This window comes from Rhizobium sp. 'Codium 1', assembly GCF_020889605.1.
In the GTDB taxonomy this organism is placed as follows: Bacteria; Pseudomonadota; Alphaproteobacteria; order Rhizobiales; family Rhizobiaceae; genus Allorhizobium; species Allorhizobium algae.
In genome coordinates this window covers 399,721-423,346 of record NZ_JAJGPW010000003.1, presented here as the reverse complement: position 1 = coordinate 423,346, position 23,626 = coordinate 399,721, and the positions used below count along the sequence as shown (strand labels likewise).

Sequence of the window (23,626 nt, the reverse complement as noted above, 5' to 3'; positions counted from 1 at the left end):
AAATCAAAAAAGAGTCGAGCCAATTTGCGACAAAGGCTGAATGGTCGCGGATCACTCAGGAAAAGTCGATTGCATGCAATGCTGAACCATGACGCTTCAGCCAGGCCTTGGCCTCGTCCATTTCGGGGCAGAGTTTGCGGCAGAGCGCCCAGAAGGCCGGACCATGGTTCATCTCGCGCAGGTGCGCAACTTCGTGAGCGGCGAGATAGTCGATTACAATGGGCGGCGCCATGACGATGCGCCAGGAAAAGCTGAGCTTGCCATCCCAGGAGCACGAACCCCAGCGGCTGCGGGTGTCCTTGAGGGTCATGCTCTTAACCGGCTTGCCGACATTCCTGGCATGATGTTCAACCAATCGCTCCAGATCGCGGCGTGCTTCCTTCTTCAGGAAATCGGCAACACGCCGCGAGAGGTGATCTTCAAGACCACTGACGCTAAGCACATGACCAATCTCGCTGTCGATCGACTGTGTGAGGCCGCGCAATTGTCCCGTATGAACGATCCGGTGGGGCACACCGCGCAGGAGGATCTCGCCGCCATCCTCGATACTACCAGCCGGTTTCTGCCGCTTGAGCTTCGTACTGAGCCAGCCCTGATGCCGATCTAGGAAGTCGTCGATGTCCTTTTCACGCAATCCGGGCGGTATGGTCATCTTCAGCGCACGGCCACCCGGTTCGATCCTGAGCGTGATGCGGGTTGCGCGGCTGTTCTTGCGAATGGTCAGCGGAATGGATCGTCCATCCACGGCAATTGCGCGGTCCAGCTGGATTGCCGGGGCTTTCTGCGGTCTCAGCTTCTTGAGCAGGGGAAACATGATGCGTGTTCTAGCCGATTCGTGGTCTCTGGCCGCTACAAAAAAGGCCGGCGCAACAGCGCCGACCTCGAACTCATCATTTGCGCATCCGTCGCGTCAGTTGCCGGTGAAGCCCTGAGTCGGACCGGATTCGCCCGCAGTCTTCATCTGCTGGCGGTCACGCATGAAACGGTCGAATTCTTCCTGGTCCTTCGCCCGACGAAGCTCGCGGGCGTAGTTGTCGAATTCGGCGCGCATCTCGTCGAGACGGCGACGTTCTTCATCAAGACGCCCGAGTTCTGCCTTGCGCCAGTCGTCAAAGGCGACATTGCCGGTCGAGCTGGGGGCGGTGTAGCTGTTGGAGCGGCACCAGGTGAAAGCGCTATCGGCCTTCTGATTGGCCTCCCGCTTGAAGTTCTGGAACTTCTCACCGAACAGGATGTAGGCAAGCATGGCCAGACCGAGCGGCCAGAAAACCATGAAGCCGAGCACCATCAAGGCGACGGTTGCCGGAGTCCAATCCGGCCGAAGCAGTGCTGACTGGTTCATCTTCGATAACCTCGTTTTCCGCGGACAGCGGAATGCCGTCCGATGGATTCGATGTGGGAAATGAAGCCCTGCCCTTCAAGAAAAAAGCGGATTCAATCGGAGAACCGACTGAATCCGCTACTTAAATTCGAAACATCGAAAGTATCAGAGAGACTTGCCACCCTTGATGACGCGTTTCACCGGCGTCGTTGCCTTCAGGCTCTTGCCGTGGGTCGTGGCGAACTGGACAATGCGCGGCGCGATTTCACGGCGGAAACGCGAGCCGTTGAAGACGCCATAGTGACCAACATCCGGCTGCATGTAGTGCATCCGCATATGCTCGGGAATGTTCGTGCAGATCGTCTGCGCCGCCTTCGTCTGTCCAAGACCCGAAATGTCGTCGTTCTCGCCTTCCACCGTCAGCAGAGCAACGTTGCGGATGGCGGTGGTATCGATGCGCTTCCCCCGATGCATCATCTCACCCTTCGGCAAGGAATGCTTGATGAAGACGGTATCGACAGTCTGCAGATAGAATTCCGCCGTCAGATCCATGACCGCCAGGTATTCGTCGTAGAAGTCGCGATGTTTTTCCGCGGAGTCCCCGTCATTCTTGACGAGATGCATATAGAACTCCTTGTGGGCGATCATGTGCCTGTCAAGGTTCATCGACATGAAGCCCGAAAGTTGCAGGAAGCCCGGATAGACGTTTCGCATGACCCCCGGCTGCGGCCACGGCACCTGCATGATGACATTGTCGCGGAACCATTCGAGCGGCTTGTCCTGTGCCAACTGATTGACGGCAGTCGGATTGATACGGGTGTCGATGGGCCCACCCATGAGCGTCATCGAGGCCGGAGCACAGGTGTCACCTTCGGCTTCCATCACCGCGACAGCAGCCAGAACCGGCACCGAGGGCTGACACACGGCGACGACATGCGTGTCCGGTCCGAGGTGGTGAAGCATGTCGATGACGTAATCGATGTAATCATCGAGGTCGAAGTCGCCTTCGGTGACCGGCACCATGCGAGCATCGATCCAGTCGCTGATGTAGACGTCGGCGTTCGGGAGCAAGGCTTCCACGGTACCGCGCAACAAGGTGGCATAGTGGCCCGACATCGGCGCCACGATGAGAATCCGCGGGCCTTTGTCTGCGCCGGCCGGCAGGTGACGCTTGAAATGGATCAGATCGCAGAAGGGCTTGCGCCAGACGATTTCTTCCTCGACCGTGACACTCTCGCCATCGACTGTGGTCGTCGGCAAACCGAAAGCCGGCTTGCCGTAGCGGCGCGTCACACGCTCGAAGACTTCGAAACCGGCGGAAAAGGTACGCCCGACGACGGTATGCGACCACGGATTCAAAGGGTTCTTCCAGGCAAGATTCATCGCGTCGGCGCTGGCCCGGAATGGTGCCATGAAAGCGTGGTTCAGTTCGTAGAGCTGATAGAACATGAAGTTGGTACCTCTGCCTCAGACCAAATTGGTCTGCGTTCATTCGCTAGACTAACAGACTTTGTGCATTGCAAAAGCTCGGATTTCTCCTTGACCAACAGCCTGATGTCAGTTGACTGCCTATGATGATGGCCAACAAGGCTTAAGGTTCCACCCTCAGCACTGAATTAATCTGTCATCACAGCGCTCGCCCGATCTTGCAGGCCCTGGCCTTTCCGAGGCTTGCGATCTTGTGTCTGTGCCCAGACGTTGTTCCAAAGACGCGCTTCAAGGAACATCATCACCGCCAGAACCACCGACAGCCGAATACAGTGTCGAGCCGATCTTCCTCGATCGATGCTCACCACGTGCCTTCGTCGGCAGCGTCTGCGTCCCAGGGAAACTCCGAACGCTCGCAAACCGCTGCCCGGGATCGCCTTCGGGGTCCACTTCCAGACTTACAAATTCATCGTTTCACGTGAATCACGTTAACCATGACGGCGGAAATGCCACTTCATAAAGAAAGGGCCGCGTCACCAGACGCGGCCCTCTTTTATTCGAGGTAAAATCGGATCAGATGTCGAGATTGGCAACGCTCAGCGCGTTTTCCTGAATGAAATCACGACGCGGCTCGACTTCGTCGCCCATCAGGCGCGAGAACAAACCGTCTGCATCGGTCGCGTCGTTGACCTTGACCTGCAGCAGTGAGCGAACATTCGGGTCGAGCGTGGTTTCCCAGAGCTGCTCGGCGTTCATTTCGCCCAGACCCTTGTATCGCTGCATGGAAAGGCCCTTCCGGCCCGTGGCGAAAATGGAGTCCAGCAGCGCACGCGGGCCCGACATCTCGCTGCGGCCATCCTTGCGGGTCAGCACCGGCGGTTCGGAATAGATCTCGCGCAGACGCGCGGACATCTGGTCCATGTGGCGCGCATCGGCGGAACCTATCAACGCCACGTCGACGGATGCCACTTCCTTGACACCACGGACTACGCGCTCGAAGCGAAGACCGCCTTCGTCGGTGACGAAACCCTGCCAGCCGCGCTCGGTCTCTTCGGCAATCATGTCGAGACGGCTTGCGACCAGAGCTGCAGTAGCCTCGGCCTGCTCGCGGTTTCCGGTCAGCTCCGGATTGAGAGCGCCGGCGATAGCCGCCTGTTCGATGACATTGCGGCTATAACGGGAGTGCAGGCCGTCGATCAGCGAGCGCAGACGCAGCGCATCCTGGATCACGTCTCGCAGGTCCGGCCCAGCGCGCACCTCGCCACTGGCAAGCGTCAGCGTGGCTTCCTCGAGACCCATTGTGATCAGGTAATCTTCCAGCGCCTTTTCGTCCTTCAGGTACTGAACGGACTTGCCGCGAGCTACCTTGTAGAGCGGCGGCTGTGCGATGTAGAGATGGCCGCGCTCGATCAATTCCGGCATCTGGCGGAAGAAGAAGGTCAGCAGCAGGGTTCTGATATGGGCGCCATCCACGTCAGCATCGGTCATGATGATGATTTTGTGATAGCGCAGCTTGTCGGCGTTGAATTCGTCCTTGCCGATCGATGTGCCCAATGCGGTGATCAGCGTGCCAATTTCCTGGCTCGACAGCATCTTGTCAAAGCGCGCGCGCTCAACGTTCAGGATTTTGCCTCGCAGCGGCAGGATTGCCTGGTTTTCGCGAGAACGGCCCTGCTTTGCGGAACCACCTGCCGAATCACCCTCGACGAGGAACAGTTCGGACTTGGCCGGATCACGTTCGGAGCAGTCCGCCAATTTGCCTGGCAGTGAGGCGATGTCCAGAGCGCCCTTGCGGCGCGTGAGTTCACGAGCCTTGCGCGCGGCTTCACGGGCCACAGCTGCCTCGACGACCTTGCCGACGAGGATCTTGGCCTCGGTCGGATGCTCCTCGAACCAGGTGCTAAGGGCCTCATTCACGAGGTTTTCAACAACAGGGCGAACTTCTGACGAAACAAGCTTGTCCTTGGTCTGGGACGAGAATTTCGGATCGGGAACCTTGACCGACAGAACAGCCGTCAGGCCTTCGCGGCAGTCTTCGCCCTGCAGCGAGACCTTTTCCTTTTTCGTGATGCCTGAACTATCGGCATAGGAAGTGACCTGACGGGTCAGCGCGCCACGAAACCCGGCCATATGCGTGCCGCCGTCGCGCTGGGGAATGTTGTTGGTGAAGCAAAGGACATTCTCGTGATAGCTGTCGTTCCACCACATGGCGACTTCGACAGTGATGCCGTCCTTCTCGCCCCTGATGGCAACCGGCTTGTCGACGAGCGGCTTCTTGGAGCGGTCGAGATAACGCACGAAGGCTTCCAAACCGCCGTCGTACAGCATTTCTTCCTGACGGATGTCCGACTTGCGCTTGTCGGTCAAAAGGATCCGAACGCCAGAATTCAGGAAGGCGAGTTCGCGCAGGCGATGCTCGAGCGTTCCATAGTCGAAATCGACATTGGTGAAGGTCTCGGTGCTGGGAAGGAAGGTCACTTCCGTTCCCGAGCGACCTTCATATTCGCCGATCACCTTCAGTGGCCCATCGGCCACGCCATGGGTGAAGGTGATCTCGTGCAGCTTGTTGTTGCGACGGATCTTCAAATTGAGCTTGACCGAAAGCGCATTGACGACCGAGACACCAACGCCGTGCAGACCGCCGGAGACCTTGTAGGAGTTCTGGTCGAATTTGCCGCCGGCATGGAGCTGCGTCATGATGACTTCTGCCGCAGATACGCCTTCGCCGGTATGAATGTCCGTCGGAATGCCGCGCCCATTATCGGTCACCGTAACCGAGCCGTCAGCATTCAGCGTCACGGTGACGATGTCGGCATGACCGGCCAGAGCCTCGTCGATCGCATTGTCGACGACTTCGTAGACCATGTGATGCAGACCAGAGCCGTCGTCCGTATCACCAATATACATGCCGGGGCGCTTGCGGACGGCATCCAGTCCCTTCAGAACCTTGATCGAGTCCGCGCCGTATTCGGCCGGTCCATCATTTTCCGCGATCGGCAAGTCGGTCATTCAGCAATCTTTCCAGTCAATTCTCAAAGGCCCGGCTGACCCGAATCAGCAGCTTCAAGTGGCACGACTATAGGGGTTTTGGCCTGAGTTCCAAAGGCGAGGGCGTTGTTTCTCGTGGATAGACAAGGCTTTTCAACCCCATCACGGCCGTTTTTTGGCGGTATCCAGAATATCCTGCATTTCTCGTATCACATCGGGAGAGAGCTGGCGAATCAGCTTGGCCAGATCATTGGCAAAGGCGGTGTATTCCGGCTTCATTCCGGAGGTATCGACGACGATCCGGGGATCGGACCGACCGGCGGTCGAGAAGAGCTCCTCGGCCTCGTCCCAGATGATGTTGAAGTATCCGGCCACGCGCTGCAGGAAGTCGAAGTTCGGAAGGCCGCGCTTGCCGTGCTCGAGTGCCGAGAGATAGGCGGGCGATACGCCGATGGCCGCCGCCATTTCTTTCTGTGAGACGCCCTTTCGCTTCCGCAAATGCCGCAGCGCATCGCCGAATGGTGTCATCGGCGATCCTGCCCGCGACGGGACAGCCGCACATAAAGGGCACCCTCCCCGCCGTGCTGACGACCGGCCGGTTCATAAGAGGAGATGATGAAACGAAACTCCGGCATGGCGAACCACAACGGAACTGCGCGCTTCAGCGCACCTTCGCTGCCGAGCGAACTGCCTTTGCCCGTGATGACCAGAACATGCCTCAGGCCACGCTCATGGGCACGAAGCAGGAAGTCCAGAAGCATGCCATGCGCTTCACTCTGGATCAGTCCGTGAAGGTCGATACGAGCTTCCAGTGCCAGGTGACCGCGGGAGAGCTTGCGTTTGACCGGCTTCTCCAGCGGATGATGCACATGCGGTGCAGGTTTACGCTCGGCTTCACCCTTGATTGCCGGCGACGACAAGGCGGCCCGGTTCAGAGCAGGCACATCCTTTTCCGCAACGGGCATCTCGAACTGTTCCTCGAAGCCCAGTAGTTCTTCCATGCGTCCAGGCATCGGGCGGGTCGAACGCGCGACCTTGCCCCAGAGGATCCGATCTTCCGAATTGAGCTTTGGTCCACCCGACACTCAGACAAACCTCTCTGCCGCCTGCTTCGGGATCAGTATATAGAAGTCAGCCGCATTGCGCACGGCACCGGCCAACAGCCCGGCCTCATCGCCCGACCCCGTAAAGATGTCGCCGCGGGCAGGCCCCACAATCGCGGAACCCGTATCGAGCGCAAGCATGGCGCGTGCGAAATCACGCCCGCCATCCATATGGGTCAGGCCTGCGGCATGGATGAAGAAGGGAAATCCGAAGGTATGGATCTGGCGATCGACCGCAAGAGACCGTCCGGCAATCAGTGGCACCTTGGCCGCCGCAATTGGCCCGCGCGACAGATCGTCCACTTCGGCTTCGCGAAAGAAAATATAGGACCTGTTGTGCCAAAGGATTTCGTCGACCCTATCAGGGTGTTCGGCCAGCCACGCCCGGATTGACTGCATCGAAATCTTCGCTTCCGGAATCTCACCGAGATCAATCAGGAGACGGCCGATCCCCGAAAAAGGATGTCCGGCCTTCGCGGCGTAAGTTATCCGCCTAAGCCGCCCATCGGGATATCGAAGACGGGCGGCGCCCTGAACATGGGCGAAAAAGACATCGACCTTCGAACGAGCCCAGGCGATTTCAAGATGCCTGCCCTCAAGCCAGCCCTGATCGATCGCCCGCCGGTCGGGATAAGGCACAAGCCCTTTATCCGTCTGCAAGGCGAAAGCGTATGACGGATCGAGGGCAGCACTCGTTCGACCGATGTCGTCTACATCCACGAGGTCGGTGGGGCGGCGGTAAAATGGATGGCGATATTCGTGATCCTGCGAACCACTGACATCCACCTCCGGCTCGTAGAATGCTGTGACGAGACCTGATCGTGAGCTGGTGGGCTCGATCAGAAAAGGACGGGTCTCGCCCTCGAAGAATGACCGCGCCTCGGCAGCATTGCGCGGAGCGGTCTGGCTTGCGAGTTCCAGTAGCGGCCGCAGATCCTCTGCGGTGAGCCCCAAAGCGCCCGCCTTGTATGATTTGACCGACTGCAGGTAATTCCGGCAGTCGGCCATGGCAGACCAGAGAGATGAAGGATCGTCGAGGCTCCAGCCCGGCAGATCCTGGAACGGCACCGGCTTCAGGCGAAAGGCAGAAGCAGCCTTGCTCATTGTTCCGCTTCGGTCGCGATCAGCTTCCAGTTCGGATCGCGCGAGCGAACGTCACGCGCGAACGTCCAGACGTCGTTGACCTCAGACACAGCCTCTGCGTCACCATCGATGATCGTGCCCTCCTTGTCGAAGGTCGCCGTGATCAACTGGCTGACGATGCGGACCGTCACCTGCTCCTCGTTGTCGCGTACGGACGCCTGGGTGATCTCGGACTTCTCGATGCCGACGAAAGTCGATTTTACGGTTTCGTCTCTGCTTTCGCGGTCCGCGATCGCGCTTTCAAAACCTTCAAACACTTCGCGGGAGAGAAGTCCCTTCAGCGTCTTTCGATCACCGTCTGCATAGGCCATGACGATCATCTCATAGGCAATTTTCGCGCCGTTGAGAAATTCCTTGGGATTGAAGCTCGGATCGTGACGCAGAAGCTCGCGAAGCTGATCGTTCAATGGGGTGCCGGCGGGTGCATAGGCATCGACCGCGATAAACCGTTCATCGCCATTTGCATCTTCACGGCGCGGCAACGTGACAACCTTGCCGTCGTCACCGGCTGCACCCTTCGCCAAATCGCGTTGGGTAAAGGGATCAAAGGGCGGCTTTTCGTTGCCCGTGCGGCGACCCAGAACGCTGCGAAGCTGGAAAAAGATCAGCACCGCGGCGACCAGGAAGAATAATGTAACGAAATCGCTAGATCCCATGAATACCGCCAGGCTTGATTGAATTTGGTTTTTCTATCTCCCATATAGTCTGCAGCGCCGCATCATTCAAATGGCGAGACGCATTCTTTGCAGCGAGTGTGCGCCGACTCTTGCGATATCCGGATCACAATGGCGTTTGGAGTCGTCTATGCGCCTACCCCTGGTGCTCTTTCTCATCGCACCGCTTGTCGAAATCGCCAGTTTCATCATCGTCGGTCAGGCAATCGGTATTCTTCCAACGCTCGGGCTGATTGTGTTGTCAGCCGTTGCGGGCGTGGTGCTCTTGCGCTTGCAAGGCGCAGGCATTCTTCGTCGGCTGCAGAGCGAGGCTCAGAAGGGTGTCGATCCAGGGCGTGAATTGGTTCATGCGGCTCTGCTGGCCGTTGCAGCCTTTCTGCTTATTGTGCCCGGCTTTTTCGGGGACATCATCGGCATCCTCCTCTTCATCCCCATCGTCAGGGACATCGCGTGGAAACTGATCAAGCCGCGGATCGTGGTGAGCAGCACATTTGCAAGCGGAGGCTTTCGCACGGCACGGCCAGCGGACGATACTGTCGTTGATCTGGAGGACGACGAGTTTCAGCGAGAGCCAGGCCCCAACTCGAAGAACCCCGACACACCGTGGCGCGGTCCCCGCATCGGCCGTGATTGACGCAGCGCGACCCTTGCCGGCCTCAGGGTTGTAAGGCGAAGGTTCAAATGTTAGATGGCCTTAGCATTTCATCTCGAAGGACAAGCCCTATGGCCGACAACAATCAGGGAACGACTTCTCCGTCCCTCAACATTCTCGCCCAGTACATCAAGGATTTCTCGTTTGAAAACCCGGGTGCACCGCGGTCGCTCCAGGCGCGCGACAAGGCGCCGGCCATCAACATCAATGTGAACGTCAACGCCAACCCGCTCTCGGACAACGACTTCGATGTCGTGCTGACCTTGAATGCGGAAGCCAAGGATGGTGACAAGGTCGTCTTCGTCACCGAGCTGGTCTATGGCGGCGTTTTCCGGATCGCTGGATTTCCGCAGGAGCACATGTTGCCGGTTCTCTTCATCGAGTGCCCGCGTTTGCTCTTCCCGTTCGCCCGTCAGATCATTGCCGATGCTACCCGCAATGGCGGCTTCCCGCCGCTGATGATCGACCCGATCGACTTTGCCCAGATGTTTGCTCAGCGCGTTTCGGAAGAACAGTCCCGCACAAAGAGCCAGGTATCGCCGAACTGAGTTTCAGCCACCCAATCATCGATATCAAAAGGGCCCGAAACGGGCCCTTTTTCATGCGCTGTATTTGGACCAGATGGCCTTGTCCTTCAGTCGGGCTACGAGTTTGGAATGGCTTTCAACCTCTGCCGCGGAGAGACGCGGCGACAAGGGCCTCGGTCGGCTGTAGCTGATTTCGGCGAGGTCGGAGATTTCCACCGACTGGTTCCGCCGGGTATCGACCGAGGTCAAGCCCAGGGCAGCCTGGCGACCGCCGAGCATCTCGATATAGACTTCCGCCAGAAGTTCGGAGTCGAGCAAGGCGCCGTGTTTCGTCCGGTGTGAATTGTCGATGCCATAGCGACGGCACAAGGCATCCAGAGAATTCGGACCCATCGGATGTTTGCGGCGCGCGAGCGCGAGTGTGTCGATCACCAGGTCCGACGGCACCGGCGGGATAGAAAGCCGATCGAATTCGGCGTTGATGAAGCCCATGTCGAACGTCGCATTATGGGCGATCCACTTGGCGCCTTCGAAGAATTCCTGGAGGTCTGCGACGATGTTCGCAAAAACCGGTTTGTCCTTCAGGAACTCATCCGTGATGCCATGTACCGCCAAAGCGTCCGGGTGAACCTTGCGGTCACCAGGGTTGATGTAGACATGGAATGTGCGACCTGTCGGAAAATGGTTGAGCAATTCGATGCCGCCGATTTCGATGACCCGGTCAGCCTTGTTGTCGAGGCCCGTGGTTTCCGTATCGAAGATGACTTCACGCATGGTTGGTCGGGCCCGCCTGTTTGCTCAATTCGCCGAGGATGGATTTCACCTGCGCACGCGCGCTGTCAATCCCATGCCCTGTGTTGATCACATAGTCTGCACGGGCGCGTTTCTCCGCATCGGGCATCTGACGCGAGAGCATGGTCTCGAATTTGTCCGGCGTCATGCCGGGTCTCGAAAGAACCCGTTGGCGCTGGATCTCGGCCGCGCAACTGACTACCACGATCTTGTCCATTCGCGCTTCACCTCCGGTTTCGAACAGGAGGGGAATATCCAGCACGACAATGGGCGTCTCCAGCTCGCGCTGAAGATCGAGGAAAGATTGCTCGCGAGCGCGCACCAGGGGATGAACGATGCTCTCGAGAATTTTGAAGTTAGCCGGATTCTTTGCCAGATTCTGCGAAAGCAACTGCCTATCCACGATACCGTCGACGACAACGTCGGGGAAAACTTCGGAGATCGGTTGCACCGCTTCGCGCCGGTAAAGTTCATGGACGACCTTGTCCGCATCGTTGACCGGGACGCCTTCGTCAGCGAAGAGACCCGCCGTTGTCGATTTGCCCATGCCGATTGATCCGGTCAGTCCGACGATGATCATGCAGGTGCCTCGATGTCTGCGAGTACGAGGTTCCGCAGTTCTTCGGTGACCTCGGGCATCCGGCCGAACCATTTCTCAAAGCCCGGGGCCGCCTGATGGAGCAACATCCCGAGACCATCAACGGTGCTCAATCCCGCCTCCTCCGCCTGTCGCAGAAAGGGTGTCTTCAAGGGGACGTAGACAATATCAGTCACGAGCGCATCACTCTTCATCTGTTCAAACGGGAGCAACGGGGCTTCGCTCCCATCCATACCAAGTGAACTCGTATTCACGAAGAGGCCGGCGCCATCGATCAGCGACGCCAAGGAGTCCATCCCGTGAGCTTCGATCGGTGCACCGAAGCGATGCGCGAGTTCGCGGGCGCGTTCCAGGGTGCGGTTGACGACATGGATCTCTGCGATTCCCCGATCGCGCAGGGCCTGAAGAACGGCACGGCTTGCGCCCCCTGCACCGAGAACCACCGCCCTCTGCGCGCGGTCCCAGCCAGGCTGGCGCGCGTCGAGATTGGCGAGGAAGCCATTACCATCGGTGTTCATCGCATGAAGGCGGCCTTCTTCACGCCAGAGGGTGTTTGCGGCGCCGAGTTCTTCTGCAAGGGGATCAACCCTGTCAGCAAGAAGGCAAGCGGCTTCCTTGTGCGGGATCGTGACGTTTCCCCCATAATAGGGAGAGGCACTCGTCTTCAGCGTAGCAATGAAGTCGGGAAAGTCGCTCGGGGTAACTGCGATCTTCTCGTAGGACCCCTCGATGCCATATGTGGCAAGCCAGTGACCATGGATCAACGGAGAGCGGGAATGCTTGATCGGGTAGCCGGCGACAAAAGCGCGGAGCCCAATTGTTTCACGTGAATCACGCATGGTTAATTCCATGTTGCCGCAGGGCAGCCAGGAGTGGCAGGAGTGGCAAGCCCAGGATGGTGAAGTAGTCGCCGGCGATGGCATCAAACAAATGAACGCCCTCCCCCTCCAGCTGGTAGCAGCCGACGCTGGATAAAATGGCTGGGCCGTTCCTCTCCAGATAGCCGGCCAAAAACGCGTCCGAGAAATCGCGCACCTGCATGCAAGCGCGCGACACATCGCTCCAGAGCACTCTGCCATCCTGAATCAGGCAGACTGCGCTGTTGAGAAAATGGGCTTGTCCACGCAAGCTTCTGAGCGTCTCACCAGCCTCGTCGATGGATGCCGCCTTGTGGAAGATCCGGGAGCCTAGTGACATTGTCTGGTCGCAACCGATGACCAAGGCGCCGGGGTTCAGCCGTGACACTGCCGTCGCCTTGGCGATCGCGAGATGTCTGGCGATCGTCACCGGATCTCGGTTCGCCACCGGCATGCGTTCTTCGATTGCCCGCTCATCAACCGATGCCGGAACCGCAACGAACTCAAGACCGGCGTTTTTCAAGAGCGTCTGGCGCGCCTTGCTGCCGGACGCGAGAATCAAGGGTAATCCCATTGTGGAAACCTTCGTTGGCTAGTTCTCCCGCTTAGCGCGGCTTGGGGCGAAGGGCAACGATTGCGGCGGCCGTCTCTTCTATCGAGCGGCGCGTCACATCAATCACCGGCCAATTGTTGCGCGCGCAAAGCGATCGCGCATATTTGAGCTCCTCAGTGATCGAGGCACGATCGACATACTCGCTCCGGTCATAACCCGGAGTGGCGCCGAGTATCCGATTTTCGCGGACCTGAGAAATTCGGTCTGATGTAGCAATTAAACCGACGATCAGGGGCCGCTCGGCCGCAAGCAGCGAGTCTGGCAATGGCACACCGGGTACAATCGGCAAGTTTGCCGTCTTGATACCTCTGTTCGCCAGATAGATGCTGGTCGGTGTCTTCGACGTACGGCTGATGCCGATAATAACCACGTCGGCCTCGTCATAGTTTTCCGTCGCCTGGCCATCATCATGATCCATGGTGAAGTTCAGAGCTTCGATGCGTGCGAAATACTCCGCATTCAGGACGTGCTGTGCACCCATTCGGCCCCGGGACGGTGCGCCCAGATAGGCCTGAAACTTCTCGATGATGGGTGCGAGAACGTTCACGCAAGGCAGACCGAGTTCGTGGCAACCGGTCTCGATCAGAGCTGCAAGGTCGTGGTCGACAATCGTATAGAGGACGATGCCGGGTTCGCGATCGATGGCCTCGATCAGCGCCTTGATCTGCTTCTTGCTCCGGATCAGCGGATAGACGTGCTCGATTGCATTCGAACCGCGGAATTGCGCGGCGGCCGCTCGGCCGGCCGAGATCAGAGTCTCCCCGGTGGAGTCAGATATCAGGTGGAGATGGAAGAAGTTTTTCCGGTTCTCCACGATGTTCTCCGTGCCCTGTTGATAGTTTGGGATAAACAGAGGTAGCGGCGGCAGGTCGCCGGGGGCAAGAGGAAAAGTGCCGATTTATCCACAATTCGACCTTCGGGGGCATCGCTTTTCCGCGGGCTGTGAATTGTGGTGATGACTGTCGTTAACGACGCAGCCATCGACTCCTCATCCCCAATTAACGGGCTGGCGACCCGGAGCCGAAATCCTTGAAACCACCGGTTAATTTCGACTTATCCCCATTATCCCCGGCTACTGCCCGCATCTCTGTATCGAGAACGGCAATTTCTCCCGAGGGAGGAACAAGCTGTGATCGAGGATTAATCCTTGATAGTCAGAGACTCTTAGAAATAGAAGAAGATTCAATATCTCTTTTCTTTATTGAAAGGGCTTGAGCTTTGAGCACGCCGAACCGTAAAGTCCTGGACGTTCTGAATGGGAAGACCGTCACTCCGCCTCCGATCTGGCTCATGAGACAGGCGGGCCGGTACCTTCCCGAGTATCGGGAAACGCGGCGGAAGGCTGGGAGCTTCCTCGATCTCTGCTATTCGCCGGAGTTTGCGACAGAGGTGACACTTCAACCCATCCGTCGCTATGGCTTCGATGCGGCCATCCTGTTCTCCGACATCCTGGTTATTCCCGATGCCTTGAAGCGCAATGTCACGTTCACGGAAGGCCACGGTCCGCAGATGGACCCGATCGATGTGGACGGAATTCTTCGCTTGTCTGCGGAGGCTGTCCTGGATCACCTGAAGCCCGTCATGGAAACGGTGTCGCGGCTTCGTTCCGAGCTTCCCGAAGAGACGACCCTGCTTGGTTTCTGTGGTGCGCCCTGGACAGTGGCAACCTACATGATCGCCGGACATGGGACGCCCGATCAGGCTCCTGCCCGTTTATTCGCCTATCGCCATCCTGAAGCGTTCAAACGCCTGCTTGACCTGCTTGCGGAAATCTCTGCCGATTATCTCGTCGCGCAAATTGATGCCGGCGCCGACGCTGTGCAGATTTTCGATTCCTGGGCGGGCGTCCTCGGAGAGACCGAATTTGACGCTTTCGCCGTGAAGCCGGTCCGACGCATCATCGAGTCGGTCCGAGCACGCAGGCCTCAGGCCAAGATCATCGCCTTTGCGAAGGGAGCCGGGATCCTGCTGAAGCGCTACCGTCAGGATACGGGTGCGGACGCGATCGGGCTGGACTGGTCGGTTCCGTTGAGCTTTGCCGCTGAGCTTCAGAAGGATGGGCCAGTTCAGGGCAATCTCGACCCAATGCGTGTGGTTGCTGGTGGCGCCGCGCTGCGGGACGGGATCGATGCCATCCTTCAGGTCCTCGGCCAGGGGCCACTGATCTTCAATCTCGGCCATGGGATCACTCCGCAGGCTGATCCTGCCCATGTGACCGATCTGGTGCGCCAGGTGCGCAATTTCCGGTGAAATGATGGAAAAGCAGATTGATGCAAATCCTGGCGCGCGGGCTGCACGAAAGGCTGCCGCTGCCCTCGCCTTCTTCGTGATTGTCGGAGGCGCGATCATGATTGCCGGCCCAGACCAGGCCTATCCCTGGATCAAGGCCCTGCACATTATCGCAATCATTTCCTGGATGGCCGGCATGCTCTACCTGCCCCGGTTGTTCATCTACCACGGCGATTGTGACCCCTCGTCGTCTCAAGCCCAGACCTTCGCCGTGATGGAAGCTCGGTTGATGAAGGTGATCATGAACCCTGCGATGATCGTATCCTGGGTCCTCGGGCTTTATCTCGCCTGGCAGGTTTTCGAGTTTCAGGGTGGCTGGCTTCATGCCAAGATTGCTGCCGTGATCGCGCTGTCTGGGGTACACGGCTATTTTGCCAAGGCGGTCAGGTCATTCGGTCGCGGTGACTACATTCGCACGCCGCGTTTCTGGCGGATGATGAACGAGGCACCGACTCTGCTGATGATCGTCATCGTCGTACTCGCGGTGGTGAAACCCTTCTGAGCCTTTCAAGTTCGCGCGCTTTATTTTGCCCATTGCCGGCTTTTCGCTTGCGATCGAATCGGTGAGTCGCTATTTTCGCGCCACCTCCTCTATTGGCTTGCGTATTATTCAGTCATTTGCGGCCTACGCGATCGTACCGAATTCCACCAGCTCGCCGTTCCCCTTGAAAATCTATCTGACGTGGTCCTCTCTTCATGGCTGAAATGAAGCTACAAGAACTTAAAAGCAAATCGCCGACCGATCTGCTGACTTTTGCCGAGTCGGTTGAAGTCGAAAACGCGAGCACGATGCGAAAGCAGGAGCTCATGTTTGCTATCCTCAAGATGCTGGCGAGCCAGGATGTTGAGATCATCGGCGAAGGCGTCGTGGAAGTTCTTCAGGATGGCTTCGGTTTTCTTCGCTCCGCCAATGCCAACTACCTGCCCGGTCCGGACGATATCTATATTTCGCCTTCCCAGATCCGTCGCTTTTCTCTGAAGACGGGTGACACGGTTGAAGGCCCGATTCGTGGACCGAAGGAAGGGGAACGCTATTTCGCCCTTCTCAAGGTCAACACGATCAATTTCGAAGATCCGGAAAAGATCCGCCACAAGGTTCACTTCGACAATCTGACGCCGCTTTACCCCAATGAGCGCTTCAAGATGGAATTGGACGTTCCGACGTCCAAGGACCTGTCAGCCCGCGTCATCGATCTGGTTGCGCCGCTGGGCAAGGGACAGCGTGGCCTGATCGTTGCGCCGCCGCGCACCGGTAAAACCGTTCTGCTGCAGAACATTGCCCATTCGATCACCGCCAATCATCCGGAATGCTACCTGATTGTTCTGCTGATCGATGAACGTCCGGAAGAAGTCACGGACATGCAGCGTTCGGTGAAAGGCGAGGTCGTATCGTCGACCTTCGATGAACCGGCTGTACGGCATGTGCAAGTGGCGGAAATGGTCATTGAAAAAGCCAAGCGCCTCGTCGAGCACGGGCGTGACGTCGTCATTCTGCTGGACTCGATCACGCGCCTCGGCCGCGCCTACAACACGGTTGTGCCGTCTTCGGGCAAGGTCCTTACCGGTGGTGTCGACGCCAATGCGCTTCAGCGACCGAAGCGTTTCTTCGGTGCCGCGCGTAACATCGAAGAAGGCGGATCTCTGACGATCATCGCCACGGCGCTGATCGACACCGGTAGCCGTATGGACGAAGTCATCTTCGAAGAGTTCAAGGGTACCGGCAACTCGGAAATCGTGCTCGACCGCAAGGTGGCAGACAAGCGTATCTTCCCGTCCATGGACATTCTCAAGTCTGGTACGCGTAAGGAAGACCTGCTTGTGCCCCGCCAGGATCTGCAGAAGATCTTTGTCCTGCGCCGTATCCTCGCCCCAATGGGGACGACCGACGCCATCGAATTCCTCATCGACAAGCTCAAGCAGACGAAGAACAATGGCGACTTCTTCGATTCCATGAACACCTGAGCTATCGACGGATCGCCTCTTCCGTATTCGGTGGCGGCTGCGGGGTGATCGGATGAGCACTCGTACTGAAACCATCTTCGCTCTGGCGTCCGGAGCACTCCCAGCCGGCGTCGCTGTCATCAGAATCAGCGGGCCGGCTTCGCTGTCCATGGTGCAGGCTCTTGTGGGCGAGCTGCCCGTCCCGAGGCATGCAGCCTTGCGCACAGTAAGTCAGTCTGACGGGCAATTCCTCGACCGCGGACTTGTACTGATCTTTCCCGGTCCAAATTCCTTCACGGGTGAGGACTGCGCCGAGCTCCATCTGCACGGGGGTAAGGCTGTCGTTCACGCTGTTCTCCAATCATTAGCCGGATTCGACAACGCCAGACTTGCGGAGGCCGGGGAATTTTCTCGGCGTGCCTTCGAGAACGGCAAGATGGATCTCGTCGAGGTGGAGGGATTGGCTGATCTGCTCGCTGCCGAGACGGAAATGCAGCGAAGGCTCGCGAGCGAACAGGCCGGGGGCAACCTATCGGCGATGTACGACACATGGCGCGAGAAGCTGATCTTTGCCCGCTCCATGCTTGAGGCCGAGCTCGACTTCAGCGACGAGGGTGACATCCCTGGTTCCGTGTCTGATCGTGTCTGGCAGGATGTTGCTGTTCTCAAGGAACAGATTGACCAGGCAGTCGCCAACCTGCGAGCCGGCGAGATCATCAGGGATGGCTTCAAGGTTGCTCTGGCGGGGCCCCCGAATGCGGGTAAGTCGAGCCTCATGAATGCGCTTGCGCAAAGAGACGTTGCGATCGTTACGCCGATCGCCGGAACAACGCGTGACATCATACGATGTGAACTCGACCTTGATGGGTACAAGGTCGACCTCTTCGACACTGCAGGGCTTCGTGATACGGAAGACCCGGTCGAGCAGGAAGGCATCAGACGGGCGCATCGCACGATCCATCAGGCCGATCTGGTTCTTCAGCTGGTCGATCTTTCAGACGCCAGCGCCGAGGCAGAAACCCTTGTTCCAGGGGCAGTCCGGATCGGAACCAAGATGGACCTGGTGGATCTCCGACAAGACACCGGCTCAATGCGGTGCGCGATCGGGGTCTCCTCTCTCACTGGCGAAGGGTTAGAGGCTCTACGCCAGCTTCTCGTGGATGAAGTCAGGCGCAGCACGAACTTGGGAAGTCTTGCAATTCCGAGCCGTTTAAGGCATGCAGAGCGCCTCAAGGCAGCGTCTTATTTCTTGAACGACGCTTTAAGTGAGCGTCTGAAGCCGTTGGAGCTTCGCGCAGAAGATTTGCGATTGGCATCCACTGAGCTTGCGCGGGTGACCGGTCGAATCGATACCGAAACGCTTCTGGGTAAAATCTTCTCGGAATTCTGCGTCGGCAAGTGATTCACGTGAAACAGGTTTATCAGAGCATGTCTGACAATACATACGATGTGATCGTGGTTGGTGGCGGTCATGCTGGCACAGAGGCTGCCGCTGCTGCTGCTCGCATGGGCGCAAAAACAGCGCTGGTGACGCATCGGGCTGATACGATAGGGGTAATGTCGTGCAATCCCGCGATTGGTGGACTTGGCAAGGGCCATCTCGTTCGGGAAATCGATGCGCTCGACGGCATCATGGGCCGCGCAGCTGATCAGGGCGGAATTCAGTTCCGCATGCTGAACCGGAAAAAGGGCCCGGCCGTCTGGGGTCCTCGCACGCAGGCTGACCGAAAGCTTTACAGACAGGCGGTGCAAAGACTCCTGTCCGAATATGAGAATCTTCACGTCCTCGAAGCTGGCGTTACCGGACTCGTTCGTGACTCCTCCGAAATAAAAGGAGTCATCCTTGATGATGGACGGTCGCTTCGTTCCGCCGCAGTTGTCCTGACGACGGGTACGTTTCTGAATGGTCTGATTCATATCGGAGACCGAAAAATTCCTGCAGGCCGCGCGGGCGAGCCCCCTGCCCTTGGTTTGAGCGCCGATCTGGCCGCTCTTGGTCTGAAACTGGGACGGTTGAAGACGGGTACTCCGGCGCGGCTGGACCGCAAGACGATCAACTGGGACATCCTGGAGATGCAGGAGGCGGATGCCGACCCTATTCCCTTTTCTTTCCTGACGGATTCAATCTCGACACCGCAGATTGCCTGCGGGATCACGCGAACGACCCCGTATACCCATCGTATCATTCGGGAAAACATGCATCGGTCTGCGATGTATTCAGGACAGATCGAGGGGGTCGGGCCGCGGTATTGCCCTTCCATCGAGGACAAGATCAACCGGTTTGGCGATCGCGATGGTCATCAGATTTTCCTGGAGCCAGAAGGCCTTGACGACGATACCGTCTATCCGAACGGGATCTCGACATCTCTTCCGGAGGAGGTGCAAAGTGCGTTCATTCGGTCCATTCCCGGGCTCGAATCCGTCGAAATTCTTCAGCCCGGCTATGCAATTGAATACGACTTCGTCGATCCGCAGCAGCTTGACCTTTCGCTCGCGGTCAAAGGCGCGCAGGGTCTCTTTCTCGCGGGGCAGATCAATGGAACAACCGGATATGAAGAGGCTGGTGCACAGGGTCTGCTCGCCGGTTTGAATGCTGCTCGTCTTGCGGCCGGCAATAATGCGATCTCTTTCAGTCGTACTGATTCCTATATTGGTGTGATGATCGACGATCTGACGTCACGTGGGGTTGCTGAACCCTATCGGATGTTCACCTCTCGTGCCGAATACCGGCTCTCGCTGAGAGCGGACAATGCCGATATGCGTCTTACGCCGCTCGGGATCGAGCTGGGCTGTGTGCGTTCCGAGAGACGACAGAAATTCAGAGATTACGAAACTGCGCGCCTGGAGCTCTATGCCAAACTCGAGACACTTGTCGCTTCCCCAGCAGAGATGACCGCGGCAGGCGTGCCAGTCAACCAGGACGGCCGGCGCAGGTCCGCGCGAGAGGTCTTGTCTTATCCGGATCGCTCCTGGGACGACATTGTTCGGATCTGGCCGGATCTTGCACGCACGGATCGTAAGGTCGCGGATCTGGTAGCGATTGATTGTCTTTATCACGTCTACCTGGAGCGGCAAAATGCGGATGTTCGCAGTGTGCGGGCGGAAGAAGACAGACCAATTCCCGGGGATTTTGACTATATGGCGCTGTCGGGTCTATCCAACGAGCTCAAGTCCAAGTTGGCAGCGCAGCGGCCATTGAATGTCGCGCAGGCTTCACGGATCGAGGGCATGACTCCGGCCGCCGTTGCGCTGTTGCTTGTACACCTCCGCAAGGTTCCTCCAATTGGCTTGGCTTCGTGAATGCAGAACTTCCCCGGCGCTGAATATAACCTCATTGTTTCACGTGAAACGCAGGAGCGGCTCGAACGCTTTGCAAAACTCTTCCTTAAATGGTCGAAAAGCATTAACCTGATCGCACCGTCGACGATCCAGCAGTTGTGGACGCGGCACATTGTTGACTCGTTGCAACTCCGTAACGTTATCGAGATTTCCGGACGCTGGATCGACCTCGGCAGTGGCGGTGGCTTTCCGGGAATCGTCACGGCAATCCTTCTGGCGGAAAATCAAGAGGGATGGATCGATCTGGTCGAAAGCAACCAGAAGAAATGCAGTTTCTTGCGCATGGCGCTTGCCGAAACCGGTGGCAGAGGTGCGGTTCATCCTGCCAGGATCGAGAGCGCCGCCAAAACACTTCCAGCCCCAGACTTCATCTCCGCGCGTGCACTGGCTGAACTTGATCAGCTTTTCGAGTACGTCCAGCCATGGACAACAAGAAAGCCCGACATCAAGCTGATCTTCCACAAAGGACGGGATTATCGATCCGAAGTCGATAAAGCGCGTGGTGGCTGGGACTTCGATCTGGTAGAACACCAGAGCGTGGTCGAGACGGACTCCGTAATCTTGGAAATTGCCTCGCTCATGCGCAGGGTTTAACGCTTCGGGTGCCAAATGAGTCTCGAAAAAAACCGCATCATCACCATCGCCAACCAAAAAGGTGGTGTGGGCAAGACGACAACAGCCATTAATCTGGCGACCGCTCTCGCAGCAATTGGCGAGCGCGTTCTCATTGTCGATCTGGATCCCCAGGGCAATGCAAGCACTGGTCTTGGAATAGACCGGCGTGCGCGCCGTCTTTCGTCCTATGATGTTCTGATCGGAACCCATACCGTATCCGAGGCTGTGCTCGAAACAGCCGTGCCGAACCTTTCCATCGTGCCTTCGACCATGGATCTCCTCGGTTTCGAGATGGAGATCTCGCAGCAGCCGGACCGGGTGTTCCGGCTCAAGAAGGCACTCAATCTGGATGACGCGCGTAGCTACAGCTATGTGCTCTTGGATTGCCCGCCTTCCTTCAATTTGCTGACCATGAACGCCATGGCCGCCGCCCATTCCGTGCTTGTGCCGCTTCAATGCGAGTTTTTTGCCCTCGAAGGGCTCAGCCAGTTGCTCGATACGATCAACCAGGTGCGTCAGACGGTCAATCCGACTCTCGACATCCAGGGTATCGTCCTGACCATGTTCGATTCCCGCAACAATCTGGCACAGCAAGTCGTCAGCGATGTTCGCGAACATCTGGGTGAGAAGGTCTATACGACACTAATCCCTCGCAATGTTCGAGTCTCTGAAGCGCCTTCATATGGTAAGCCGGCTATTCTTTATGACCTCAAATGCGCCGGCAGCCAGGCCTACCTGCAGCTCGCTTCGGAAGTCATTCAGCGTGAGCGGCAGCGCAAGGCAGCCTAAAATTCGTATAAGGGTGTATGAGTATGAGCGAAGACGTATCGAAAAGGCGCCTCGGCCGTGGACTTGCGGCACTGATCGGGGAAATGGATCAGCCTGTTCCGGTCGGTGAGCCCCGTTCGACGGTCAATCCCGATCGTACGATCCCCATTGAATTCGTTGCCCGCAGTCCAAAAAACCCCCGTCGATACTTCGATGAAGCAGAATTGCAGGATCTTGCTGGTTCGATTCGGCAACATGGCATTGTTCAGCCCGTCGTCGTGCGCACCATCAGCATGGATCGCTATGAGATCATTGCAGGCGAGCGGCGCTGGCGCGCTGCGCAGCTCGCCGGTCTCGTGGAGATCCCGGTTATTGTTCGTGATGTCGACGATCGGACCGCACTTGAGCTGGCTATCGTCGAAAACGTCCAGCGCGCCGATCTCAACCCACTGGAAGAAGCATTGGGTTACGAGCAGCTGATCGCCGAGCACGGCTATACCCAGAACGATCTCGGAGAGATCATCGGCAAGAGCAGAAGCCACGTCGCCAACAGTCTGCGCTTGCTGAAGCTGCCTGATCCGGTGCGTGACATGCTGGCGGATGGCAGCCTGTCTGCAGGGCATGCGAGAGCCTTGGTTTCGACGCCTGACCCGGTAACCCTGGCCAAGACGATCGCCCAGAAGGGCCTTTCCGTTCGCGATGCGGAGAAGCTGGCACAAAACCACATCAAGGCACAGCACGATCCAGCGCCCGCCGAAAACCGGGAGCCGAAGGATTCGGATACGATTGCGTTGGAACGGAGCCTCTCCGACCGGCTCGGACTTTCCGTCTCAATCAGCCACAAGGGCGGCGGCGGACAGCTGAAGATCAATTACAAGACACTCGATCAGCTGGAAGAGATTTGCCGGCTCTTGGAAGCGCGCTGATCAAGTTCGTCTATTGCGCCGCGCCGATTGCAGGGTCGTGGCGAGCAGTGTCTGGATCGCGACGTCGTCCTCGAGAGATGCGTTCTGCCGGCTTTGGAGGATTGCCGAATTCAAGCGGGCAGTCTCGCGCGCAAGGTCAGAACTGTTCCAGTTCCGTAACGCTTTCTCGACAACCGGCTTGCGCTTGAAATGAATGCCGCGCCCGAGCGTTTGCATGACCTGAGGGGCTTGCTGTTGCCGCTCCTCCATCTCAAGGCGCATCAATTCCAGGCTTTGCAATTGCTTCATCGTTCCTTGCAGAACGAGAAAAACCGCAGTCTTTGATGCGATGACCTTCTGTACGGCGTGCAGGAAGCCATCCGGATCGCCAGCAAGAACGGCATCCACGACTTCGTCTATCGAGACTGCGCTGGCATCGCCGACAATGTCGAGGACGTGAGCTTCGTCGATTAGCTCATCCTTCATGCAGTACAGGATCAGCTTCTGAACTTCGTTGCGAGACGCAATGCGATCGCCGCCAATCGAGTCGAGCAGCAATTGTCTTGCGGCGGGTGTGATCCGCATGTTTGACGCTGCCAGCTCTGTGTCGATCAAGCCGTTGAGTGCCCTTGCGTCATCCTGGTAGCAAGCGATACAGGCAATGCGGCGCTCACTCTCGGCGACCTTGCGAAGGGCCGAGCCCTTCTTGAGATCACCGGCCTCGACGAGCACATAACTACCCTCGGGAGGCTGCGAAGCTATATGCGCCAGACCGTCTACCAGCTGCTTTTCGTTCGCCGCCCCACGGATCCAGATGAGCTTTTCCCCTCCGAAGAGGCCGAAGGCATTGACTTCGTCGAGCAAGCGACCTGGATCGGACTGAATATCGGACGCATCGAGCTTGATCAGTGCAAACCCATCTGCCAGATCCACGCCCGTGGACTTCGCTATTTGCGCTCCGCGCTCTGCAACAAGACCGCGATCAGGACCATAGATGACGAAGATTCGGTAATGCCGGACCGATTTGTGCAAGAATCCTTCGAACTCGTGAGACTTGATTTCACTCATGGCCG

General features: G+C 57.8%; 24 protein-coding genes. 10 read left to right on the top strand and 14 right to left on the bottom strand.

Annotation, left to right across the window (positions count from 1 at the left end; genetic code table 11):
• Nucleotides 1-55 precede the first annotated feature (55 nt).
• The 8 genes from LJE98_RS11435 to LJE98_RS11400 form a co-directional block, all read right to left on the bottom strand.
• Complete coding sequence (locus tag LJE98_RS11435) at nt 56-814, bottom strand: M48 family metallopeptidase (protein WP_229575338.1); 759 nt, start codon at nt 812-814, stop codon at nt 56-58.
• Nucleotides 815-910: 96 nt separating this feature from the next.
• Complete coding sequence (locus LJE98_RS11430) at nt 911-1,342, bottom strand: DUF2852 domain-containing protein (protein ID WP_229575337.1); 432 nt, start codon at nt 1,340-1,342, stop codon at nt 911-913.
• Nucleotides 1,343-1,486: 144 nt separating this feature from the next.
• A complete protein-coding gene (locus LJE98_RS11425; RefSeq protein ID WP_229575336.1) occupies nt 1,487-2,770 on the bottom strand; it encodes a polyhydroxyalkanoate depolymerase in 1,284 nt (427 codons plus the stop codon).
• 552 nt (nt 2,771-3,322) lie between these two features.
• Nucleotides 3,323-5,758 carry a DNA topoisomerase (ATP-hydrolyzing) subunit B gene (gyrB, locus tag LJE98_RS11420; RefSeq protein WP_229575335.1) on the bottom strand — a complete coding sequence of 812 codons (2,436 nt, stop codon included), beginning with the start codon at nt 5,756-5,758 and terminating at the stop codon, nt 3,323-3,325.
• 141 nt (nt 5,759-5,899) lie between these two features.
• Nucleotides 5,900-6,265 (bottom strand): helix-turn-helix domain-containing protein, encoded by a 366-nt coding sequence (locus LJE98_RS11415; protein ID WP_229575334.1) that lies wholly within the window; start codon nt 6,263-6,265, stop codon nt 5,900-5,902.
• A complete protein-coding gene (locus LJE98_RS11410; RefSeq protein ID WP_229575333.1) occupies nt 6,262-6,822 on the bottom strand; it encodes a Smr/MutS family protein in 561 nt (186 codons plus the stop codon). The genes LJE98_RS11415 and LJE98_RS11410 overlap by 4 nt, the downstream gene beginning before the upstream one ends.
• Nucleotides 6,823-7,944 carry a murein transglycosylase A gene (locus LJE98_RS11405; RefSeq protein WP_229575332.1) on the bottom strand — a complete coding sequence of 374 codons (1,122 nt, stop codon included), beginning with the start codon at nt 7,942-7,944 and terminating at the stop codon, nt 6,823-6,825.
• A complete protein-coding gene (locus tag LJE98_RS11400; RefSeq protein WP_229575331.1) occupies nt 7,941-8,639 on the bottom strand; it encodes a Tim44/TimA family putative adaptor protein in 699 nt (232 codons plus the stop codon). Before LJE98_RS11400 ends, LJE98_RS11405 begins: the two co-directional genes overlap by 4 nt.
• Before the next feature lie 148 nt (nt 8,640-8,787).
• Between LJE98_RS11400 and LJE98_RS11395 the strand changes: the two genes are divergently transcribed.
• Complete coding sequence (locus LJE98_RS11395) at nt 8,788-9,291, top strand: FxsA family protein (protein WP_229575385.1); 504 nt, start codon at nt 8,788-8,790, stop codon at nt 9,289-9,291.
• 89 nt (nt 9,292-9,380) lie between these two features.
• Nucleotides 9,381-9,857, top strand: a complete 477-nt coding sequence (secB, locus tag LJE98_RS11390) for a protein-export chaperone SecB (RefSeq protein ID WP_229575330.1) — start codon at nt 9,381-9,383, stop codon at nt 9,855-9,857.
• A gap of 51 nt (nt 9,858-9,908) precedes the next feature.
• Here secB and dnaQ read toward each other — a convergent pair whose 3' ends face one another.
• The 5 genes from dnaQ to LJE98_RS11365 are packed head-to-tail and all read right to left on the bottom strand — an operon-like array spanning nt 9,909 to nt 13,510.
• The gene (gene dnaQ / locus LJE98_RS11385) at nt 9,909-10,610 is read right to left on the bottom strand and encodes a DNA polymerase III subunit epsilon (RefSeq protein WP_229575329.1); all 702 of its coding nucleotides are present in this window, start codon (nt 10,608-10,610) and stop codon (nt 9,909-9,911) included.
• Complete coding sequence (gene coaE, locus LJE98_RS11380; RefSeq protein ID WP_229575328.1) at nt 10,603-11,208, bottom strand: dephospho-CoA kinase; 606 nt, start codon at nt 11,206-11,208, stop codon at nt 10,603-10,605. Before coaE ends, dnaQ begins: the two co-directional genes overlap by 8 nt.
• Nucleotides 11,205-12,065 carry a shikimate dehydrogenase gene (locus LJE98_RS11375; RefSeq protein ID WP_229575327.1) on the bottom strand — a complete coding sequence of 287 codons (861 nt, stop codon included), beginning with the start codon at nt 12,063-12,065 and terminating at the stop codon, nt 11,205-11,207. Before LJE98_RS11375 ends, coaE begins: the two co-directional genes overlap by 4 nt.
• Nucleotides 12,058-12,657, bottom strand: coding sequence for a Maf family protein (locus LJE98_RS11370; protein ID WP_229575326.1), 600 nt, complete (start codon nt 12,655-12,657; stop codon nt 12,058-12,060). Before LJE98_RS11370 ends, LJE98_RS11375 begins: the two co-directional genes overlap by 8 nt.
• A gap of 31 nt (nt 12,658-12,688) precedes the next feature.
• Entirely contained in the window at nt 12,689-13,510 is an 822-nt protein-coding gene (locus LJE98_RS11365; protein WP_229575325.1) for a pyruvate, water dikinase regulatory protein, read from the bottom strand.
• Between the two features lie 404 nt (nt 13,511-13,914).
• On the opposite strand from LJE98_RS11365, the gene hemE reads away from it, so the two are divergent.
• The 8 genes from hemE (at nt 13,915) to LJE98_RS11325 (ending at nt 22,574) form a co-directional block, all read left to right on the top strand.
• Nucleotides 13,915-14,946, top strand: coding sequence for a uroporphyrinogen decarboxylase (gene hemE, locus LJE98_RS11360; protein WP_229575324.1), 1,032 nt, complete (start codon nt 13,915-13,917; stop codon nt 14,944-14,946).
• 4 nt (nt 14,947-14,950) lie between these two features.
• Nucleotides 14,951-15,487, top strand: coding sequence for a protoporphyrinogen oxidase HemJ (hemJ, locus tag LJE98_RS11355; RefSeq protein WP_229575323.1), 537 nt, complete (start codon nt 14,951-14,953; stop codon nt 15,485-15,487).
• A 194-nt stretch (nt 15,488-15,681) separates the two neighbouring features.
• Entirely contained in the window at nt 15,682-16,947 is a 1,266-nt protein-coding gene (rho, locus tag LJE98_RS11350) for a transcription termination factor Rho (protein ID WP_229575322.1), read from the top strand.
• Between the two features lie 52 nt (nt 16,948-16,999).
• Nucleotides 17,000-18,328: a tRNA uridine-5-carboxymethylaminomethyl(34) synthesis GTPase MnmE gene (mnmE, locus tag LJE98_RS11345; protein WP_229575321.1), complete on the top strand. Its 1,329-nt coding sequence runs from the start codon at nt 17,000-17,002 to the stop codon at nt 18,326-18,328.
• A gap of 26 nt (nt 18,329-18,354) precedes the next feature.
• Complete coding sequence (gene mnmG / locus LJE98_RS11340) at nt 18,355-20,226, top strand: tRNA uridine-5-carboxymethylaminomethyl(34) synthesis enzyme MnmG (protein WP_229575320.1); 1,872 nt, start codon at nt 18,355-18,357, stop codon at nt 20,224-20,226.
• On the top strand, nt 20,227-20,859 hold the full coding sequence (gene rsmG, locus LJE98_RS11335) for a 16S rRNA (guanine(527)-N(7))-methyltransferase RsmG (protein WP_229575319.1): 633 nt from the start codon (nt 20,227-20,229) through the stop codon (nt 20,857-20,859).
• A gap of 15 nt (nt 20,860-20,874) precedes the next feature.
• Nucleotides 20,875-21,669, top strand: a complete 795-nt coding sequence (locus LJE98_RS11330; protein WP_229575318.1) for a ParA family protein — start codon at nt 20,875-20,877, stop codon at nt 21,667-21,669.
• A 23-nt stretch (nt 21,670-21,692) separates the two neighbouring features.
• On the top strand, nt 21,693-22,574 hold the full coding sequence (locus LJE98_RS11325; RefSeq protein WP_229575317.1) for a ParB/RepB/Spo0J family partition protein: 882 nt from the start codon (nt 21,693-21,695) through the stop codon (nt 22,572-22,574).
• Here LJE98_RS11325 and holA read toward each other — a convergent pair whose 3' ends face one another.
• Entirely contained in the window at nt 22,575-23,621 is a 1,047-nt protein-coding gene (gene holA, locus LJE98_RS11320) for a DNA polymerase III subunit delta (RefSeq protein WP_229575316.1), read from the bottom strand.
• Nucleotides 23,622-23,626: the final 5 nt, after the last annotated feature.

Coding starts and splice junctions, on each gene's coding strand:
- LJE98_RS11400 (WP_229575331.1), bottom strand. CDS start 8,639: ATGGGATCTAGCGATTTCGTTACATTATTCTTCCTGGTCGCCGCGGTG.
- mnmE (WP_229575321.1), top strand. CDS start 17,000: ATGAGCACTCGTACTGAAACCATCTTCGCTCTGGCGTCCGGAGCACTC.
- LJE98_RS11415 (WP_229575334.1), bottom strand. CDS start 6,265: ATGACACCATTCGGCGATGCGCTGCGGCATTTGCGGAAGCGAAAGGGC.
- LJE98_RS11405 (WP_229575332.1), bottom strand. CDS start 7,944: ATGAGCAAGGCTGCTTCTGCCTTTCGCCTGAAGCCGGTGCCGTTCCAG.
- LJE98_RS11375 (WP_229575327.1), bottom strand. CDS start 12,065: ATGCGTGATTCACGTGAAACAATTGGGCTCCGCGCTTTTGTCGCCGGC.
- secB (WP_229575330.1), top strand. CDS start 9,381: ATGGCCGACAACAATCAGGGAACGACTTCTCCGTCCCTCAACATTCTC.
- coaE (WP_229575328.1), bottom strand. CDS start 11,208: ATGATCATCGTCGGACTGACCGGATCAATCGGCATGGGCAAATCGACA.
- holA (WP_229575316.1), bottom strand. CDS start 23,621: ATGAGTGAAATCAAGTCTCACGAGTTCGAAGGATTCTTGCACAAATCG.
- LJE98_RS11435 (WP_229575338.1), bottom strand. CDS start 814: ATGTTTCCCCTGCTCAAGAAGCTGAGACCGCAGAAAGCCCCGGCAATC.
- mnmG (WP_229575320.1), top strand. CDS start 18,355: ATGTCTGACAATACATACGATGTGATCGTGGTTGGTGGCGGTCATGCT.
- LJE98_RS11325 (WP_229575317.1), top strand. CDS start 21,693: ATGAGCGAAGACGTATCGAAAAGGCGCCTCGGCCGTGGACTTGCGGCA.
- gyrB (WP_229575335.1), bottom strand. CDS start 5,758: ATGACCGACTTGCCGATCGCGGAAAATGATGGACCGGCCGAATACGGC.
- hemJ (WP_229575323.1), top strand. CDS start 14,951: ATGGAAAAGCAGATTGATGCAAATCCTGGCGCGCGGGCTGCACGAAAG.
- LJE98_RS11430 (WP_229575337.1), bottom strand. CDS start 1,342: ATGAACCAGTCAGCACTGCTTCGGCCGGATTGGACTCCGGCAACCGTC.
- rho (WP_229575322.1), top strand. CDS start 15,682: ATGGCTGAAATGAAGCTACAAGAACTTAAAAGCAAATCGCCGACCGAT.
- rsmG (WP_229575319.1), top strand. CDS start 20,227: ATGCAGAACTTCCCCGGCGCTGAATATAACCTCATTGTTTCACGTGAA.
- LJE98_RS11425 (WP_229575336.1), bottom strand. CDS start 2,770: ATGTTCTATCAGCTCTACGAACTGAACCACGCTTTCATGGCACCATTC.
- LJE98_RS11370 (WP_229575326.1), bottom strand. CDS start 12,657: ATGGGATTACCCTTGATTCTCGCGTCCGGCAGCAAGGCGCGCCAGACG.
- LJE98_RS11330 (WP_229575318.1), top strand. CDS start 20,875: ATGAGTCTCGAAAAAAACCGCATCATCACCATCGCCAACCAAAAAGGT.
- dnaQ (WP_229575329.1), bottom strand. CDS start 10,610: ATGCGTGAAGTCATCTTCGATACGGAAACCACGGGCCTCGACAACAAG.
- LJE98_RS11395 (WP_229575385.1), top strand. CDS start 8,788: ATGCGCCTACCCCTGGTGCTCTTTCTCATCGCACCGCTTGTCGAAATC.